Source organism: Lysinibacillus sp. ACHW1.5 (assembly GCF_022014815.1).
Lineage (GTDB): Bacteria > Bacillota > Bacilli > Bacillales_A > Planococcaceae > Lysinibacillus > Lysinibacillus capsici.
This window is the reverse complement of sequence record NZ_CP091777.1, coordinates 1094445-1113797: the sequence shown is the minus strand read 5'-3', so window position 1 is coordinate 1113797 and position 19353 is coordinate 1094445. Positions and strand designations below refer to the sequence as shown.

Annotated in this window: 18 protein-coding genes; 4 read left to right on the top strand and 14 right to left on the bottom strand. The window is 37.7% G+C overall.

From position 1 onward, the window contains the following. Positions 1–43: 43 nt before the first annotated feature. From L6W14_RS05155 to L6W14_RS05120, 8 genes are all read right to left on the bottom strand, one after another. On the bottom strand, positions 44–772 hold the full coding sequence (locus L6W14_RS05155; RefSeq protein ID WP_131521869.1) for a GntR family transcriptional regulator: 729 nt from the start codon (positions 770–772) through the stop codon (positions 44–46). 199 nt (positions 773–971) lie between these two features. After that, a complete protein-coding gene (locus L6W14_RS05150; protein ID WP_131521870.1) occupies positions 972–3263 on the bottom strand; it encodes an FtsK/SpoIIIE family DNA translocase in 2292 nt (763 codons plus the stop codon). A gap of 154 nt (positions 3264–3417) precedes the next feature. Further along, positions 3418–5085 (bottom strand): ribonuclease J, encoded by a 1668-nt coding sequence (locus L6W14_RS05145; protein ID WP_048391543.1) that lies wholly within the window; start codon positions 5083–5085, stop codon positions 3418–3420. A gap of 278 nt (positions 5086–5363) precedes the next feature. Further along, positions 5364–6263: a 4-hydroxy-tetrahydrodipicolinate synthase gene (gene dapA, locus L6W14_RS05140; protein WP_048391545.1), complete on the bottom strand. Its 900-nt coding sequence runs from the start codon at positions 6261–6263 to the stop codon at positions 5364–5366. A gap of 13 nt (positions 6264–6276) precedes the next feature. Continuing rightward, positions 6277–7314, bottom strand: a complete 1038-nt coding sequence (locus tag L6W14_RS05135) for an aspartate-semialdehyde dehydrogenase (RefSeq protein WP_048391546.1) — start codon at positions 7312–7314, stop codon at positions 6277–6279. 82 nt (positions 7315–7396) lie between these two features. Continuing rightward, the gene (locus L6W14_RS05130) at positions 7397–7987 is read right to left on the bottom strand and encodes a dipicolinate synthase subunit B (RefSeq protein WP_004224962.1); all 591 of its coding nucleotides are present in this window, start codon (positions 7985–7987) and stop codon (positions 7397–7399) included. After that, a complete protein-coding gene (locus L6W14_RS05125; RefSeq protein ID WP_004224963.1) occupies positions 7981–8760 on the bottom strand; it encodes an NAD(P)-dependent oxidoreductase in 780 nt (259 codons plus the stop codon). The genes L6W14_RS05130 and L6W14_RS05125 overlap by 7 nt, the downstream gene beginning before the upstream one ends. Before the next feature lie 9 nt (positions 8761–8769). Then, on the bottom strand, positions 8770–9033 hold the full coding sequence (locus L6W14_RS05120) for a YlmC/YmxH family sporulation protein (protein ID WP_004224966.1): 264 nt from the start codon (positions 9031–9033) through the stop codon (positions 8770–8772). A gap of 142 nt (positions 9034–9175) precedes the next feature. Here L6W14_RS05120 and L6W14_RS05115 point away from each other — a divergent pair, with 142 nt between their 5' ends. From L6W14_RS05115 to L6W14_RS05100, 4 genes are read left to right on the top strand one after another with little or no spacing between them, the layout of a single operon-like run. Next, positions 9176–9553: a GntR family transcriptional regulator gene (locus L6W14_RS05115; RefSeq protein WP_004224968.1), complete on the top strand. Its 378-nt coding sequence runs from the start codon at positions 9176–9178 to the stop codon at positions 9551–9553. 1 nt (position 9554) lies between these two features. Beyond that, positions 9555–10397, top strand: coding sequence for an ABC transporter ATP-binding protein (locus tag L6W14_RS05110; RefSeq protein ID WP_131521872.1), 843 nt, complete (start codon positions 9555–9557; stop codon positions 10395–10397). Between the two features lie 2 nt (positions 10398–10399). Beyond that, positions 10400–11026, top strand: a complete 627-nt coding sequence (locus L6W14_RS05105; RefSeq protein ID WP_131521873.1) for an ABC-2 transporter permease — start codon at positions 10400–10402, stop codon at positions 11024–11026. A 10-nt stretch (positions 11027–11036) separates the two neighbouring features. Next, positions 11037–11651, top strand: a complete 615-nt coding sequence (locus tag L6W14_RS05100; RefSeq protein ID WP_237899678.1) for an ABC-2 transporter permease — start codon at positions 11037–11039, stop codon at positions 11649–11651. Between the two features lie 298 nt (positions 11652–11949). On the opposite strand, the gene L6W14_RS05095 is transcribed toward L6W14_RS05100, so the two are convergent. The 6 genes from L6W14_RS05095 to truB all read right to left on the bottom strand — a co-directional run bounded on the left by L6W14_RS05095 (position 11950) and on the right by truB (position 19265). Next, positions 11950–13173, bottom strand: coding sequence for a M16 family metallopeptidase (locus L6W14_RS05095; protein ID WP_237899676.1), 1224 nt, complete (start codon positions 13171–13173; stop codon positions 11950–11952). Between the two features lie 89 nt (positions 13174–13262). Beyond that, positions 13263–15377: a polyribonucleotide nucleotidyltransferase gene (gene pnp, locus L6W14_RS05090; RefSeq protein WP_131521876.1), complete on the bottom strand. Its 2115-nt coding sequence runs from the start codon at positions 15375–15377 to the stop codon at positions 13263–13265. 614 nt (positions 15378–15991) lie between these two features. Then, the gene (locus L6W14_RS05085) at positions 15992–16510 is read right to left on the bottom strand and encodes a DoxX family protein (protein WP_048391558.1); all 519 of its coding nucleotides are present in this window, start codon (positions 16508–16510) and stop codon (positions 15992–15994) included. Between the two features lie 439 nt (positions 16511–16949). Further along, positions 16950–17219, bottom strand: a complete 270-nt coding sequence (rpsO, locus tag L6W14_RS05080) for a 30S ribosomal protein S15 (protein WP_004224992.1) — start codon at positions 17217–17219, stop codon at positions 16950–16952. Between the two features lie 174 nt (positions 17220–17393). Beyond that, positions 17394–18341 (bottom strand): riboflavin biosynthesis protein RibF, encoded by a 948-nt coding sequence (gene ribF / locus L6W14_RS05075; protein ID WP_004224996.1) that lies wholly within the window; start codon positions 18339–18341, stop codon positions 17394–17396. A 12-nt stretch (positions 18342–18353) separates the two neighbouring features. Next, on the bottom strand, positions 18354–19265 hold the full coding sequence (gene truB, locus L6W14_RS05070) for a tRNA pseudouridine(55) synthase TruB (protein ID WP_237899674.1): 912 nt from the start codon (positions 19263–19265) through the stop codon (positions 18354–18356). Between the last annotated feature and the right edge of the window lie 88 nt (positions 19266–19353).

Sequence of the window (19353 nt, the reverse complement as noted above, 5' to 3'; positions counted from 1 at the left end):
CCCCAAAGGTATTGTAATTAGCAGGAAAAAATTTAGAAATGTTCTACACCCGTTTACGAACTACATGGAAGCTGAATTTATCAGCTCGGAAATAATTTTTTGAATAGAGCACTACTTGATCATGATCATCATAATGCAATTGCTTTAACACTAAAAGAGCTGTCTCACGTCCACAATTTAAAATCGGTGAGGCTTGTTCATGATACCCAACTGGATCAATATAGGTTACAGCATAAGCTACATGAATTTTGCCAGATTGCTCAAGTGCAGAGAACAGTGAAACTTCTTTTTTTTCGACAAAGTCAGTAGGCAGGAAGCTTGCAGGTAGCCTGTCTATGCAGTATACTACTGGCTCACCATCCGCTGTTCTGACACGTTCAATCGTGAGTATTTTATCGTCGCCATCACTTTGGAAGCGTTTTAAATCTTCCTCAGAAGGCACGTGCTCAGTCGCTTTTAAAAATCGCGAACCTGGCTCCATACCTGCTGTCTCGATCATAGAAGAAATACTAGATAGATGCTCGATGCCTGATGTAAACAACGGCTTCGGGTTAACAAAAGTCCCAACCCCATGTCGGCGCACAATCACATTTTCCTCTTCCAACAGTCGAAGTGCTTCTCTAAGTGTTGCTCGACTGACTCCTAGTGATTTCGATAATTCAAATTCTGAAGGCAGCTTTTCATTTTCTTTAAAAATGCCAGCCTCAATGTCAGATTTTAAACGATCGATTACTTGAAGATAGAGATGACGATGATCTGCTTTAATAGTCACATATATCACCACCAAAACTAGAGATCAGACATCTGATGTACAACATTCCTACTAATCGTTCATAAATATAACATTTTTGCAGAATGAAATAAACAGTTTTGAGTAAAATCTGTTATAGAATTCATTCTTTCTTTATTTTATCTGCAAATTTTTGGACAAAAATACAATTGCTCTCACCATTTTCGTCTTCATTTTTTGCTTAGTTATCGTATTGGTGAACAAGTACTTGACGAGGTTTACTACCCTCTGGAGGCCCAACAATACCGCGTTGCTCCATCTGATCAACAATACGTGCAGCTCTTGAATAACCAATACGGAAGCGACGTTGAAGCATAGAGACAGATGCTGTTTGCATATTGACAACTAATTGGACTGCTTCATCATATAAATCATCTGTTTCCTCTAAAATGGTTTCTTCTTCAGTAGGAATCATCTCCTCCTGATACTGAGCTTTTTGCTGTTCTATAACAAAATGAACGACTGCCTCCACTTCTTGATCTGATAAAAAGGCACCCTGCACCCTTTTTGGTTTAGAAGCTCCAGCAGGTAAAAATAACATATCACCTCGTCCTAATAATCGTTCAGCTCCACCCATGTCTAAAATTGTTCTTGAGTCAATCGCGGAAGAAACAGCAAAAGCAATTCTGGATGGAATATTTGCTTTAATGACACCTGTTAAAACATCTACACTTGGTCGTTGTGTGGCAATAATCAAATGAATGCCAGCTGCCCTTGCCATTTGCGCTAAACGTGTAATCGAATCCTCTACATCACTTGATGCGACCATCATCAAATCCGCTAACTCATCTACTATAACCACAATATAAGGTAGCTTTGGATGCTTTTCCTCTGTTTGATCATTAACCTTTTGGACATGTGCATTATAGCCCTCAATGTTTCTTGTACCTGTATGAGAAAACAAATCATAGCGACGTTCCATTTCAGATACCACTTTTTTCAGTGCCTGCGAAGCTTTACGTGCATCCGTTACGACAGGCGCTAATAAATGTGGAATCCCATTATAAACGTTTAATTCAACCATTTTTGGGTCTATCATCATGAGCTTCACTTCATGCGGTTTTGTACGCATTAGTATGGATACAACAATGCCATTTATACAAACACTTTTCCCACTACCTGTAGAACCAGCTACAAGTAAATGTGGCATTTTATTGAGCTCTGCTAATACAGCTTGTCCTGTAATATCACGACCAAATGCTACTTGTAATAATGCCTCAGGCTTAGCACCATCTTTCGATTCTAATACCTCACGAAGTGTTACAATAGCGACCTCACTATTAGGTACTTCTATACCAATCGCAGATTTCCCAGGAATTGGTGCTTCCATACGAATATCTTTAGCTGCCAATGCTAATGCAAGATCATCTTGCAAATTGACAATTTTGCTTACTTTCACACCGATATCTGGTAAAATCTCGTATTTCGTAACAGCAGGACCTAAATGCACCTGTGTCACCTTTGCCTTTACGCCAAAGCTTTGTAATGTCTGCTCAAGCTTTTTGGCATTTGCCTGAATCACTGAATATTCACCACTTTGATCATGTTGTGGTGGTAATTGTAATAAATTATATGATGGGAGCTGATAATCAGCATTTTCTACTGCATCTGTACCCTGAATCTGGACATCATCCGTTGCTTCTTCTAGTTCATTTTCCACCAAGTGAGTTGTATCCAACACTTCTCTTTCCTGTGAAACATTCTGTGTAAACGCAGAAATAATCGGTTCATGTGGTATTTCTTCTTCTTGTTCAGGCATATCTATAGATTGATTAACGGCTGCTACTTCATCTCCACTCTCTACCCTTGAACGACGATTATTTGGTTTTTTCGGTGTATTTTTTTTCTTATCACGATGCTTTTTTTTCCATTTACCAAATATATCTGGCGTTTTTTCTGCTAAATAAGGCACTAATGCTTTACCAGTGACAAGAATTAAACCGATAAAGAAAATAACCCAAGCAACAACTTTTGCCCCTGAGGCTTCAAACAACACATGAAGCCCGCTAAAGAGTAGGGCACCAACCATGCCACCCCCCAAAGCATTACTACGATGAATGATACCATCTGTATTAATCAAAATTCGCCATGATTCACGTAGTACAGAATCAGATAGCAGACCACCTGATTTGGATAGTTGTTCAAATAATATGCCATGGCTAAAAATCGTTAAGCTCGAAACAATGAGGAACATGCCCAGTATTAATCGATCCTTTATCCCAACTTTTTTACGACCAATCATCATTAACAATGCAACAAATATAAGCATAAATGGAACAGCAAAATGTAAATTACCAAAAAGGAACATGGCGATTGTTTGTAGAATCCGCCCGATCATGCCGTATTCAAAAATCATAATGACTGCTAATGCAATTAAGAGCAACCCTAAAATTTCGTACATAAGCGGATGCATTTCTTTTTTTTCAGTTGTCGTTTTACTTTTAGTAACTTTTTTTCTCTTACTAACTGCCATCTAATTCACCTTCTTCTGCAATCCATTCTATATATGTAGCGAATCATCACATGTAGAACTTGAATATTTCAAAAAAAGGATTTTCCACCGCAATTGGGAGAAAATCCTTTTTCATTTATTTTTTCCTCAAAGCATATACGATGAGCTTGTTCAATTAATATTCCATAATTATAGGAATAATCATTGGGCGACGTTTTGTTTTTTGGAATAAATACGTATTTAGCGTATCTCTAATTTCTTGTTTAATGTTCGTCCATTCAAAGGTTTCTTTCCCAACGTACTTTTCAATCACATTCCTCGCAATGTCAGAAGCCTCAATCATTAATTCCTCTGATTCTCGTACATAGACAAAGCCTCGTGATAAAATTTCTGGCCCAGAGGCAATTTTCTTTTGTGCTCGATTTAATGTTACCACCACAATGAAAATACCATCCTGCGATAATAATTTACGGTCACGAAGGACAATATTACCTACATCGCCTACACCAATACCGTCAATTAAGACATTACCAGCTTGTACACGACCACTCATGCGCATTTTATTATTTTTATATTCTACGATATCCCCTTTATCCGCGATAAAAATTTGGGATTTTTGCATACCTAGCTGTTGTGCTAATTTAGAGTGCGCAATTAGCATACGGTATTCTCCTTGTACAGGAATAAAATACTTTGGCTGCATTAAGTTTAGCATCAGCTTTAAATCTTCTTGGCTACCATGTCCTGAAACATGGACATTTTTGCTAGAAGTCAAAATTTCAGCGCCTGCTTTTGACATTGAGTTCATTGTATTCGCCATTTGAACTTCCATGCCAGGAGAAGGTGTAAACGTGATTAGTACCGTATCACCTTGTTTAATTTTAATATCACGATGGTGCTTACGGACAATTTTTTCTAAAGCATCGAGAGGCTCTCCTCTGTTGCCTGTTGCAATAATGATAATTTCATCATCTTGATATTTTTGCATTTCCGAGATCGGAATAATTGTATCTTCTTCGACTGTTAAATAACCAAGCTGTACGCCTAAATCAACTGCCTTTTCCAATGGTTTGCCTACAATTACAACCTTACGGAATGATTTCTGAGCTTGAGCAAATACTTGTTGAATTCGAATAAAATTCGATGCGTAAACAGCTACTAAAATACGACCTGGTGCTGAGTGGAATGTTTTTGATAATTGTTCTTCAATGACAATCTCTGATGTCGTATATCCTGGTCGCTCAGCTTCGCAAGACTCAGATAATAGAATGAAAACGCCATCTTCACCTAGCTGTGCCATTTTTGCTAAATCAGGTTTAAATTTACCTGTCGCTGACTGATCGAATTTAAACTCTCCTGTATGAACAATCGCGCCTTCAGATGTATGGAACACTACCCCTAACGAATCGGGAATACTATGTGTTGTGTGGAAGAATGTTACATACGTTGAGTTAAAATTCATACGACTACGGTTTGTTACTTCAAAAAACTTTACTTGATGTGGTGCAGGTAATTCTTTTAAATGTTCCTTTGCTAATGCAATAGTTAATTTCGATCCGTACACAGGTGCCTTTATTTTTTGTAATACATAGGCAATAGAGCCAATTGCATCTTCATGACCATGTGTTAAGAAAATACCTTTCACACGTTCTTTATTTTCTTCTAAGTAAGTAATGTCAGGAATCACGATATCTATACCTAGCATTTCATCTTCTGGGAACATTAAGCCGCTATCCACCACAAATAGCTCTTCATCAATTTCTACTACGTACATGGCTTTCCCAATTTCGCCTACACCACCAAGAGGGATGATGCGGATTAATTCATTTTTCTTTTTTGTCAATTTATTTCCTCCTAAAAAATATCCCGAACAGCAACCACTTAACATTTATTATACGGTTTGCAAAGCTTTTGCACAAATTAAAAATACATGTTTCACGTTGGAAATAGATTTTCCTGCTATTTGCTTATTACTAGCAGATGGAAAACAAATATTGGCTATCCTGTATAAATAGAGCTAAATAAGTATTTGTAAGGACGAGGAGTTACAAATTTGGTACGTACTTTTTATTTTATAAAATATAAAAAACGAGGCTGAAATGCTATCAGCCTCGCTGCTATTTATCTAAAACTTTTCGCTTTTTCTTGATACGTATCCCAAATTCGATCAAAATTAGCTTTCTCTTCATCTGTCATTTCCATCATTGGCAAACGAACATTGAGTGTATCAAATCCTAACTTTGTCATCGCATATTTAATCGGTGAAGGGTTGGGCTGAGCGAACAGCGCACGTACTAAAGGTAATAAGGCTCGGTGAATTTGGGCTGCTAGCTTATGATTTCCTTCTTCAAACGCTTTAATCATTAATTGCATATCATTGCCTACCACATGGGCAGCTACAGAAATAACACCTGCTCCGCCAATGGCCATTAGTGGGAGTGTTAAACCATCGTCCCCACTATACACTAAGAAATCATCAGCTGGATCAACATTCTCAATAACATCACCCATCTGATCTAAGTTACCGCTCGCTTCCTTAATCCAAGCAATATTAGGAATCTTGCTTAATGCAACAGAAGTTTCATAGGCAACATTGACCCCAGTACGCCCTGGAACATTATAAAGCATAACAGGGAGACTCGTTTGTTTAGCAATGGTTTCAAAGTGAGCATAAATCCCACGTTGATTTGGCTTATTATAGTAGGGAGCTACAAGCATAATGCCGTCCGCTCCATTTTCTTCTGCCTTATGTGTCATTGCGATAGAGTAAGCTGTTTCATTATCCCCAGTACCTGCAATAACTGGTACGCGTCCTGCTACTTTCTCAACTGTAAAGCGTACAACTTCAATTTTCTCTTCTGTAGACATAGTTGGGTTTTCAGAAGTCGTACCACAAGCAACAATACAATCAGTACCATTGTCTATTAAATGATTAATAATACGTTCTAGTTCTGGATAATTAATCGTGCCATCATTTTTGAACGGCGTAATCATTGCCGTTCCAATTCGACCTAAATTCATCCTTACACCCCTCTTATAGTAAGTTATCCTCAAGCATTGCTTCTGCAATTTGGATAGAGTTTAATGCGGCGCCTTTTAATAAATTGTCAGAAACGATCCATAGATGGAACCCTTTGCTGTTGTCTAAATCTTGACGGATACGTCCTACAAAAGTAGCGTCTTCCCCTTCTGCATAAATAGGCATTGGGTAAGTTTGTGTTGCAATATCATCTTGTAATACCACACCTGGTGCGTTGCGTAATACTTCGAAAATCTCTTGGATTGACGCGTCCTTCTCTACCTCAATATAAACAGATTCAGAGTGACCTGAAACGACTGGCACACGAACACAAGTAGCAGCTACTTTTAGCTCTGGTGCATGCATGATTTTTTTCGTCTCATTAATCATTTTCATTTCTTCGTATGTAAATCCATTATCTGTGAATTTATCGATTTGTGGAATGACATTACGAGCAATTGGGTAATGACGTTTATCACTACCAGATGGTAAAATATTTGCTTCTACATCTTTACCTGCATCCCAGTTTTCGCTTTGTGCCTTTAATTCTTGGATCGCAGAAATCCCTGCACCTGATACTGCCTGATAAGTTGAAACAATTACTTTTGTTAAACCAAATGCATGACGAATTGGTTCAAGTGCAGCTACCATTTGAATTGTCGAGCAGTTTGGATTCGCAATAATTCCCTTATGCTTCGCTAAGTCGCCTCGATTCACTTCAGGCACGACAAGCGGTACCTCTGGATCCATACGAAAATGGCTCGTATTATCAATAACTACTGCACCCCGCTTAGCTGCTTCTGGTGCAAGCACAGCTGATACTGAACCACCAGCTGAGAATAAAGCGACATTGACGCCTTCGAAAGCCTCAGGTGTCGCTTCTTCAATTGTATATGTTTCCCCATTAAATTCGATTGATTTTCCTGCTGAACGAGCAGAAGCTAGAAATTTAATATGTCCAATCGGAAATTTACGTTTAATCAACTGCTCCATCATTTTCGATCCTACTGCACCTGTTGCCCCAACAACCGCAACTGTTAACTGCTTTGTCATCTGTCATCTCTCCTTGAATACATGTTCCATAATGTGTGCTATTGTATCACAAAAATACTGAAAATTGTGTGTAATCTCTTATTTATTTGAAATATTGTATCAACAGCGGTTGTAATTGCTTTTTCTGCGTAATTGCTGCATGAACAGTATCCACCATTTGCTCAAAATCAGCAATTAAAGAATTTGGTTTGGAGTGAGGGGCATCCTGACCAAAGGGAATAAAATATATATTTTTGGCATTTAACAGCTTCATAATATTTATGCCATTTAAGCCTAGTGCATCGTTTGTGGAAATACCTAAAACTACAGGTGAACCATTACGCAAAGTTGCCTTTGCTGCCATTAACACAGGACTATCTGTTGCTGCATTAGCAAATTTACTGATGCTATTGCCTGTCATGGGGGCAATGACCATTGCATCTAATGGATTGGATGGACCAAATGGCTCTGCCTCTTTTATAGAAGAAATAACTTTTTCTCCTGTCAAAGCTTCTATTTTGGCAATCCACTCTTCACCTGTACCAAAGCGTGTAGCTGCATGTAAAACGGAATGGGTAATGATTGGAATTACTGTTGCTCCGACATCAATAAAATTTTGGATTTTAGGTACTACATCTTCATACGTACAATGAGAAGCAGTAATACCTAAGCCAATTCGTTTCCCCGTTAACAATTTTCTTCCTCCTCTATTGCCTTGCACAATATTGTAGCTGCATCATGTGCAAAGTATTTCCCAGGTAATGATGGCAATAGTACATATGTTTGTAATTGATCAGAATCTATATCTAAACATCCTGGCTCTGAAGCCAAGTCATATAAAACAGTTGGAACATGCTCTATAAATGATTCTGTGATCCATTTAGCAGGAATTGTATTAATAAAAATGCCATCTGTAATAGACCATTGACGATCATCTAAATTCGTGGCTTTATAACCATATGCTTTTGCTTCACTCACTTGTACAACTGAACGTGCAACAATATGAACATTTGCACCCATCTTAACTAGTAAAGAGGCGAGCATTTTTGCGATACGACCAAAACCTGCGATTGTGAAATTTTGTCCGTAAATACATTTTTGCTCGAGTCCGTAAAATGTGGCGATAAATCCCTCCGCTGTTAATCGAGCATTTTGCCAAATAAATGATTCTTGTTGTAAATAGCAAATAGATTCATTTTTCTCTAGTAATTGCTTCCAATGCATTGTTAATCGACCTGTATAAAATTTCACTTGTGATATACCATAGAGCTGCTCAACTTCTATTTTTAATGGAAGAATAGGTAATACAATTTTATTAGGCTGGAATTCTAAAACAAGTTTATTTAACTCTTCGTTCCATACGGTCGTTCTTTTATAAAACACTGTTCTCGATGGACTTCTTAGCATTGTAGCTAGTTCCTTTAATCGGGAGTCCTCACCGATAACAAGCCATTTTTCGTTTTCCAAAAGCTCACCTCACTGTAAATATTCTGACTGTACTGTAGATGTCTTATTAAATAAAATACGATCTTCACCAATTAAAATAATTTCATGCCAAGGTATCATTTCACTAACTTTCATTTTCTTTTTTTGGAATGGTAGTTTATCTTTTACAATTTCAAAACCATGTATTTTCCCTGTTTGCACATCTAATAGGCATTCTGTATGTGCCAGGATGCCAAAATGTACGCCACCCTCAATTTGAATTAACTCCTTATCCACCATCTCAGATAGTAACATGCCTCATCTCCCTCCTTGAGCCGTTACCTCAATATATGCCGACTTTTTGCAAATCGTGACCCCTACCAAAAGTACGAATATGTTGCATTTTCATCGCTATCTGTATATAGTGTATATATACAGTTATAAGAGGTGATGATTTGTGCATATCCATTTAAGTAATGCGAGTGAAAAACCTATTTATGAGCAAATCACCATACAGCTCAAGGAGGCTATTTTAGCTAATAAATTACAGGCAGGTGATGCACTACCTTCTATCCGCGCTTTAGCAAAGGATTTAAAAATAAGTGTGATGACCACTAAACGTGCCTATGCTGATTTAGAGCGAGATGGTTTCATTGAAACAGTCGCTGGTAAAGGGAGCTTTGTCACAGAACGAAATCAAGACTTTCTACGCGAGGAGCTATTACGGCAGGTAGAGGGGCACTTGCAAAAGGCAGCAAAAATAGCGAAAACCGCTGGACTTTCTAGTGAAGAATTACAAGAACTACTATCTTTAATGTTAGAGGAGGATAAGTAATATGAATGCCATTGAAATTCATGATTTACATAAGGGCTTTGAAGGCTTTTTTCTAAAAGATATAAGTTTTTCTGTCCCTCAAGGCACTGTAATGGGATTTGTTGGAGAAAACGGGGCTGGCAAATCAACTACGATAAAATGCATGCTGAATTTACTAAAAAAGGAATATGGCGAAATTTTGCTATTTGGCAAAGATCATGTCGAACACGAACTATCGATAAAAAACGACATCGGCGTTGTATTTGACGATTTACATGTACCAGAAACGCTAAATGCGACGCAACTCGACAAAATCATGAGAAAAGTATTTCAAACATGGGATTCAGACTATTATTTTGAAAGATTGGCTCAATTTAAGGTACCAAAGAGGAAGAAGATTAAGGAACTTTCACGAGGAATGAGGATGAAGCTATCAATTGCCTTAGCATTGGCACATCATCCAAAATTATTGATTTTAGATGAGCCCACAAGTGGTTTAGACCCTATTATTCGGGATGAAATTCTGGATTTATTTTTAGCATTTATGCAGGATGAAACCCACAGCATTTTATTTTCTTCGCACATTACAAGCGATTTAGAAAAAATTGCTGACTATATTACATTAATTCATAATGGTGAGATTTTATTGAGCGAGAGTAAAGATGCTTTATTATATGAATATGGTATTTTCAAAGGTAACAATGAGGAAGTAAACGACTTGCCAGAGCATGCTATTCTGAGAACCCGTCCTGGTGCATTTGGAATAGAAGCACTAGTTCTGAAAAATGAAGTAAATGAGGCTTTCAGACTTGAAAGACCTTCTATTGAAGATATTATGCTATTTTTCGTGAAAGGTAGTGTTTAAATATGGTAGGACTTATCCTAAAAGATTTAATGACCATTCAACGACAAATGAAAGCACAAGCATTTGTTCTTGTATTTCTTCTTGTGATGGCGATTTTTATGCAGCAAAGCGCAATGCTTCTAGCTGTTATTGTTTTTATTGTTACGATACAAGCGATAACTGCGCTTAGCTACGATGAACACAGTAAGTGGGATAAATACGCTAATACTTTACCAATTCCTAAAACGGATATCGTTTTAAGTAAATATATACTTAGTGTGATGTTAATGATTATCGGCCTTGTTATGGCATTACCTATCCTATTTTTCATCAATTTTTTTACCAATAACGACATTACTTCAGAATTTTTCCTAACGTTTAATTTGATCGTAACATCGGCGCTCTGTTTATTAGCCGTATTACTACCTATCTATATTAAATTTGGCTCTATTAAAGGAAGAATAGTCCTCATTGCGTTTTGTTTTATCCCTGGCTTCTTAACGGGGATGTTTAAAGAATATATCCCTGATATGACTCAAACCTTTTTATATTTAAAGCAATATGTCTATTTAGCACCTTTGGGCGGACTTATACTGCTCTGCCTCTCCTCTCTTGTTTCTACTGCTATTTATAAAAGAAAAGAGTTTTAGGAGGGATCTCATGCGAGCACTGTTGTTACAAAGAATCGTCGTACAAAAATGGACTATTCTTTTTACAATGACGATATGTTTACTTCTTCATTTTGTTCATTTACCTTTTGTAGATAGTCCTTCTATCGGATTATTTGTTGTCGTAATTTCAGCCAACATCGTAGATAATTTATATAGAGGCGACCGTCAAGTAAAGTGGACAATGTATGTCAATACGCTACCTCTATCAAAGAAAACACAATTGCAATCCGATTTTTTATTTTGCTATGGCCTTATTGCATTGCTCTTTATTGTCCTTGCGCCTATGTATTTCTCACAACCTGATGCATCTGAAAATTTTATAGAGCATCTTGCTATGTACTGTGCCTATATAAGTAGCGCTTCTTTCCTCATCTGTAGTCAATTTTATATTCAGCATCTTGATGAAACAGAGAGAATGCGAACGGTTAGAATGCTTACAGCTATTGTGCTTATCATTCTGCTAAATTTTGTTATTCATTATTATTTATCACTAGTAGCTGCAAATTTAATTATCTTATTCATACCAACACTGGTTAGTATCCTCATCACTTTTCTTGTGTTTCACAAATGTCTTTATTTATATATGGCAAAGGAAGTTTGCTAAACATTCATTAAAAATAGGAAATGGATTCCCATTGCAGGCTACTTGCTTTCCTATGGGCATGTGCAGGGCCGCTACCTTCTTGGTTTAAAGGCAGACTAGTCTCACTATCCCTCGAGGGTAAAGTTTTCCACACCAGCTCATAAAGTGCTACCTTTTTAGCAAAGGTGTTCACTACTCATCTTATGGAGGGTTGTTGACACTTATCCACATTGAAAATAACAGACTTTCCCAGATAGTAAAGGAGAACTTCGAAATTAATCAAAGTTCTCCTTTTTATATGCTTCTAATTAAAATATCTTTATTCGCTAGGACCTATGATTGAGATAGCTGGCTCTGCTTTTAAAATTTTGGCAATCAGTCGATCCACCGATTCCATCGATACGGCATCGATCGATTTAAGAACCTCGTCTACTGTTCGATGCTTGCGATGGACAAGTTCACTTGTTCCATTACGATTCATACGAGCCCCCGTCCCTTCTAGCCCAAGGACAAAGCTGCCTTTAAGCTGCTCTTTCGCATTATCAAGCTCCTCCTCTGTAACACCACCCGCTACAATATCTAATAAAGTGGCATCAATCGTGTGCTGAAGCTGTGCTAATTGCTGTCGACTAGTACTACCATAAATCGTAAAAGTACCTACATCGGCATAACACGATTGATAGGAGAAAATAGAATAGGCTAGCCCACGTTCTTCTCGTACTTCCTGAAACAATCGAGAACTCATATTGCCACCAATTATATTGTTAAGCGCAATAAAGCTATACATATCTGGATCTTTTACACCAATTGCTGGATAGGAAATCGCGACATGTGCCTGCTCTGTATCGCGTATTTTTGTAATTTCCCCTGGATAAAATGAAGGATTTGTCAGGACAGGCGCAATAGCATGCGGTGAAGGTTGATAGTGACCAAATAAATCTTCAATCGTTTGCATAAGCTGAGATGAAATATTACCTGCAATAGAAATAACAACGGACTCTGGCCCATAATGTTTATCCATATATTTTCGTATAGCATCTGCTGTAAATGTCTTTAATGTAGCAGCCGTACCTAGTATTGGACGACCGAGTGCATCATTCGGATACATGACACCCCATAGCTTCTCATGAACGTCATCATCAGGAGCATCTTCGCTCATTAAAATTTCTTCTAATACTACTTGTCGCTCTTTTTCTAATTCTTCTTCCGCAAAGGTAGAATTGAAAAACATATCTGCTAGTATTGTGACCGCAAGCTCCGCATGATGATCTAAAACTTTAGCATAGTAACATGTATTTTCTTTCGATGTGAAGGCATTTAGCTCTCCTCCGATTCGATCAAATTCTTCAGCAATTTGACGAGCTGAACGAGTTGTTGTGCCTTTAAACAACATATGCTCAATAAAATGTGTGATACCATTCTCTTCAGGTAGCTCATAGCGAGAGCCAGCATTCACAAAGATACCTAATGCCACTGATCTTACATGATCAATTTGCTCTGATACAATACGAACACCATTCTGACATGTATGTACTTGAACCAAACTATCTCCCCCAATTATAAAAATCCTCTACTTTTCTTCTTGCTACTATCGAAAAAGGCTGCGCAATCTACGCAGCCTTTTAATCGATATTATTTTTCTTGTTCAGCGCGCTCTTTTTCCTCTTGAATTACTACTTTGCGAGATAAATTCACACGACCTTGCTTGTCGATTTCAATCACTTTCACAAGTAATTGATCACCAAGTTTTAAGACATCCTCCACTTGCTTTGTACGTTCCTCTTGAATTTCAGAAATGTGAAGCAAGCCATCTTTCCCTGGGAAGATTTCGCAAAAGGCGCCGAATTTTTCAATACGTTTCACTGTTGATAAGTAGTATTCCCCTACTTTTGCTTCACGTACGATATCTTCAATAATTTGTTTTGCACGTGCATTCATTGCTTCATCGGCAGAAGAAATATAGATTGTACCATCTTGCTCTGTATCAATCTTAACGCCCGTTTCTTCAATAATTTTATTAATTTGTTTACCACCTGGTCCAATTACATCGCGAATTTTATCAGGATTAATTTTTACAATAACAATTTTTGGTGCAAACGCAGATAATTGTTTACGTGGCTCTGGCAGTGTAGCAAGCATTGATTCTAGAATATGCATACGTCCAACTTTTGCTTGTGTCAGTGCTTCTTCTAAAATATTGCGAGATAAACCATCAATTTTAATGTCCATTTGTAGAGCTGTTACACCTTTAGCTGTACCAGCCACTTTAAAGTCCATATCGCCTAAATGGTCTTCCATTCCTTGAATATCCGTTAAAATAGAATAATGCTCACCTTTTTTAATAAGGCCCATTGCAATACCTGCAACTGGTGCTTTTAATGGAACACCTGCATCCATCATGGCTAATGTAGACGCACAAATAGAAGCTTGTGAAGTTGATCCGTTTGATTCAAGTACTTCTGATACACAACGAATTGTATAAGGGAAGACCGACTCATCAGGAATAACTGCTTCAAGTGCACGCTCACCTAACGCACCATGACCAATTTCACGACGACCTGGCCCACGGATTGGACCCGTTTCCCCTACAGAAAATTGTGGGAAGTTATAATGGTGCATAAAGCGTTTTGACTCTTCCACACCCAAACCATCAATAATTTGTACATCACCAAGCGCACCTAATGTACAAATAGAAAGTGCTTGTGTTTGTCCACGTGTAAACAGACCTGAACCATGTGTACGTTGTAATAAGCCTGTTTCAGAAGAAAGTGGTCGGATTTCGTCGAGCTTACGACCATCTGGACGAATCTTATCTTCCGTGATTTGACGGCGTACTTCTTCTTTTACCATCTTGTCAAGAATTGTGTACACTTGTTTCATTGTTTCGTCGTCTGCTTCTTGCTCTTCATAGGAAGCGATAACTCGCTCTTTCACAGCTTGAATTGCCTCATCACGAGCATGTTTCTCTGCCGTTTGAATTGCATCATGCATATCAGTCTCACAAGCTGCTTTTATATCGGCTTGAATTGCTTCATCAATTTCAAATAGTGTCACTGGTAACTTTTCTTTACCAACCTCTGCCACAATTTGCTCTTGGAAAGCAATGATTTTTTTGATTTCTTCATGACCGAACATAATTGCTTCTAACATGATTTCCTCTGGTACCTCAAGTGCACCCGCTTCAACCATATTGATAGCATCTTTGTTCCCCGCTACAGACAAATGAATTGTTGAGCGATTCGATTGCTCTACTGTCGGGTTTACAATGAATTGTCCATCAATATAACCAACTTGTACACCTGCTATTGGCCCATCAAATGGAATATCAGAGATCGCTAATGCTAATGATGAACCAACCATTGCTGCCATTTCAGATGTACAGTCAGGATCATTTGACATAACCATAGAAATAACTTGTACTTCATTACGGAAACCATCCGGGAACATCGGACGAATCGGACGGTCGATTAAACGGCTTGCTAAAATCGCCTTTTCAGATGGACGTCCTTCACGCTTAATAAAGCCGCCAGGAATTTTACCTGCAGCATATAGACGCTCTTCATAGTTTACTGTTAATGGGAAGAAATCAAGTGGTTTAGGTGATTTTGACATTGTTGCTGTAGCAAGTACAGAAGTATCGCCATAGCGTACTAATGCGGCTCCGTTTGCTTGTTTTGCTAACTGTCCTACTTCAATTACAAGTGGACGGCCAGCCCATTCATAGGAATAGACTTTCTTTTCGTTCATTCAATGAACCCCTCTCTATTATAAAAACACTTACTTCGTCTGTATGTACTAATAGTAAGTGTACCAAAAATGCTTGTTCTATGCTAAATAATATTTCATGAAATAATCATACATTTAAATTCAGTTATTGCCAATTTATTTAAGATTTATTTCATTATTTTATTGAAAAAGCATTTTTGGTATATGGATTTTTTTATATTGATTCCTTCTTGACGAAAAGTAATGTATGTAAATGGAAATAACTGCTTCGCTAACATTAGTTTTTCAAATACAAGTTTAAACAATAGACTTATTATAACATGGAGCTTATCATACAACATCCTATAAGGTAAAAGAAAGTTGGCTCATCTAGGAAAGTTAGTAAGTCAGGCAAATAATAGTCGGGATTTACATAGTATTGAAAAGTAAAACCATCAATAGAATTTTTGTGAAAGTAGCGTAAGTGAGTAAAGCTGGATCATCGGACGCCCAATGGAACGGAAATCACCCCCTCACCTTGCTTTTCTGCTAGTGACATTTCTTTTTTCAACAACTTAAATACCCCACCCATATAATGGGCGGGGTATATTCAGACTAATGAGTAGTCTCCTAATATAAGATATGTAAAAAGTTTATTATGTAATTTTAACAGGTTGAACAACTTCTTTTTTCTTATTTCTCGCCATCTTTTCACCTATGATTGGCATAATGAAGCGGTCAAGCCCGAATTTCCCAGCATTGTAACCAGCAACGGCTATAAAGATTGCAAGTAAAATATCCCAAGGATTGCTAGATATAGTACCTGCCATTAGGAAGGCAAAATTCATGACCATACCGAAAAATGCAGCATATGTCGTTAAGCATCCCAGAATTAATCCTAGCCCTACTAAGAATTCTCCCCAAGGCACAAGAATATTAATTAGCTCAGCATTTGGCAAAGCAAATGATTCAATAAACTTTACATACAGTGGGTATGCGAGCTCTTCGCCACTTGTCACTGGATTTGCAATAGCATTGGCTAAAAAACCAGATGCATCAAAGCCATTAAACAGTTTTCCCCAACCTGCTGTAAGCCAATGCCAGCCTAAATAAACACGAATAACTGTTAAAATACCTGCAACAATATTATTCTCTCTTAATAATTGGTTAAACATCCTACTCACCCTTCTAAATGATTTAGTTTACATTTCACCAACTATTAAAATAGAAAGTTTTCTAACCCATAGCCATCGTTTACTAGTATTCAATGATAGCATTTAGATTGTATGATTGACGCTTATGTACCAATTTTGAGCCTCTATCCTATAATTGGCTGGATTGTATTTCATGACATATAATAGCAATCTAGCCTTCAATTTATCTACTTCAATTACACTGCAATGATGAACGCAATGACTATAAATGGGCTGTGAAATGTGATTAGAATATATCACCCTTTTATCAAGTATCAAATCATTTTTATCTATCGTTCATCGTAGTGTAAAAAAGTTATGGCTTATTGTTGAACAAAATTAACAAGATTATCTCAAAAAAAAGACTGTAGACAAACATCAGTTTGTCTACAGTCTAATATAGGATTACTTTTGCTATTAATTAGCGACGTAAGCCTAAACGGTTGATTAATTCACGGTAACGTTGTACGTCTGTTTCACGAAGATATTTTAATAAGTGACGACGACGACCTACCATTTTAAGAAGACCACGCTCAGAGTGGAAATCTTTTTTGTGAGTACGTAAGTGAGTATTTAGAGCATTGATTTCCTCTGTTAATACTGCAACTTGTACTTCTGGTGAACCAGTGTCACTTTCGTGAGTACGGTACTCAGCGATAATTTCGTTTTTACGTTCTTTTGTAATAGCCATTTGTATGGACCTCCTAAATTATAATTAATCCCCATTAGCACAGTAAACGTTGGAGTCATCGATCTACCGAGCTAAGGTTAAGCATTTATGCACTTATGAATATTACCATAAATCACATAGTCAAGCAAGTAAAACGTCGACTTGGCTAATGTGACTACAGTAATGAAGTACTTCTTATAGCTGGTTAAAGTAACGGATTGCTTCTTGTTTATCCTTTTCAATTTGTGTTTTCAAGGCCTCAATACCATCGAATTTGCGTTCACTTCGTATACGTTTATACCATGCCACATGTACTTCTTCACCGTAGATATTTTTATCAAAGTTTAAAATATGGACTTCAATCGATAATTGCTTATCATTTGGATCTTTGAAAGTTGGCTTATAGCCCACGTTGCAAACACCATCATACCAGTTATTTTGTACAAGCAGACGAACAGCATAAACACCACTTGCTGGAATAAACGTTCCTTCTAATGCTTGGACATTTGCAGTAGGGAAACCAATAGTACGACCACGTTTATCACCATGTACAACAATCCCATTGATTTCAAACGGTCTCCCTAATAAAACTGTTGCTTCTTCCATATCGCCTTCTTGTAATAGCTTGCGTATACGGGTAGAGCTGATTTTCTCAACATCATCTGTTTTCTTCTCAACAATTGTAACGCCATAATCACCATTACTTAATAAACGCATATCTTCCATTGTTCCCTTACCAAATGCTCCAAACGAATAATCGAAGCCAGCTGTCACATGCTGAATATTTAATCCACGGATAAATGTATCAATAAATGCCGCTGGTGAAAGTTTGGCAAAATCTGAAGTGAAGTGGACAACGAATACCGTATCCACACCCTGTTCTTCAAACAGCTGTAATTTCTGTTGTAAGAGTGTAATATAAAAAACCTTTTCGTTACGTCCACCAAGGACTAATGAAGGATGTGGATCGAATGTCATCACTGCAGTTGGAATTTGTCGCTTGTTGCCCTCTTCCTTAGCTGCCTTGATAACTGCTTGATGCCCTCTATGTACACCATCGAAAAAGCCAAGAGCTAATGAATACGGCTGCATGCTTTCTCGTTGCTGTAATTGATGTGGGTATTTTAAATGAATGACCTCCATTGAAAAATCCTCCTACTCTATCGTCGGAAACATCTTATGTGGCTTCATCAAACCATCCTTTGTTGGGTGAGCTTGATAAACCGCAACTGCCTTTCCATTGATTCCATACACAATTTTATCATGACTATTTAATAATGCATCTGCTGGAAGCACTTGTCCATTGAAAATTTCTTTTTCATTGGCATTCGTGATCTCAATATATGGATAGTCTGCTAATGCATACTCGACAGGTAAAATGCAGGAAGCTACTTGCTCAGTCTCCATTAGCTCAGCAACCTGTGCTAACGTAAAACAGTTATCCTGTGTAAAAGTACCAGAAGCAGTACGTACAAGCTCCTTCATATGCGCTGGATAGCCAAGCGCCTCACCAATTTGCACAGCTAGTGTTCGAATATATGTCCCTTTACTACAAGCGATACGTACTGGAAATGTGATTTCTTGTCCCTCATAATGTGCTAGCTCATCAAGTAGCTCTAAATCATAAATTGTTACTTGGCGAGTTGGTCTTTCAACACTTTCGCCTTTTCGCGCATATTCATAGAGGCGCTTCCCATTTACTTTTACTGCTGAAAACATGGGTGGTGTTTGTTCAATAACTCCCGTCAATGAAGCTAAAACCTCTAACAACTGCTCACGAGAAAATTTTTTTATCGTAAGATCTTCTTCAACGGTTTCACCTTCTGCATCCTCGGTTGTCGTGGTACGACCGATTGAAATGATTGCTTCATAGGTTTTCCCTGCGTCAGTTAAATATTCTGCTATTCGAGTTGCTTGGCCAATACAAATTGGTAGTACGCCCTCAACACCTGGATCCAGTGTACCTGTATGCCCAACTTTTTTTGTCCGCAAAATTTTGCGTAATTTAAAGACACAATCATGGCTTGTCATGCCTCTTTCTTTCCAAAGCGGTAAAATACCGTTCATATAGCTCCTCCCAAACTGCTTACTCTATCATTTATTTATTCATTGGCAATATAACTTTTTCCATGAAGCTAAAAAGTCTGCCTGCATA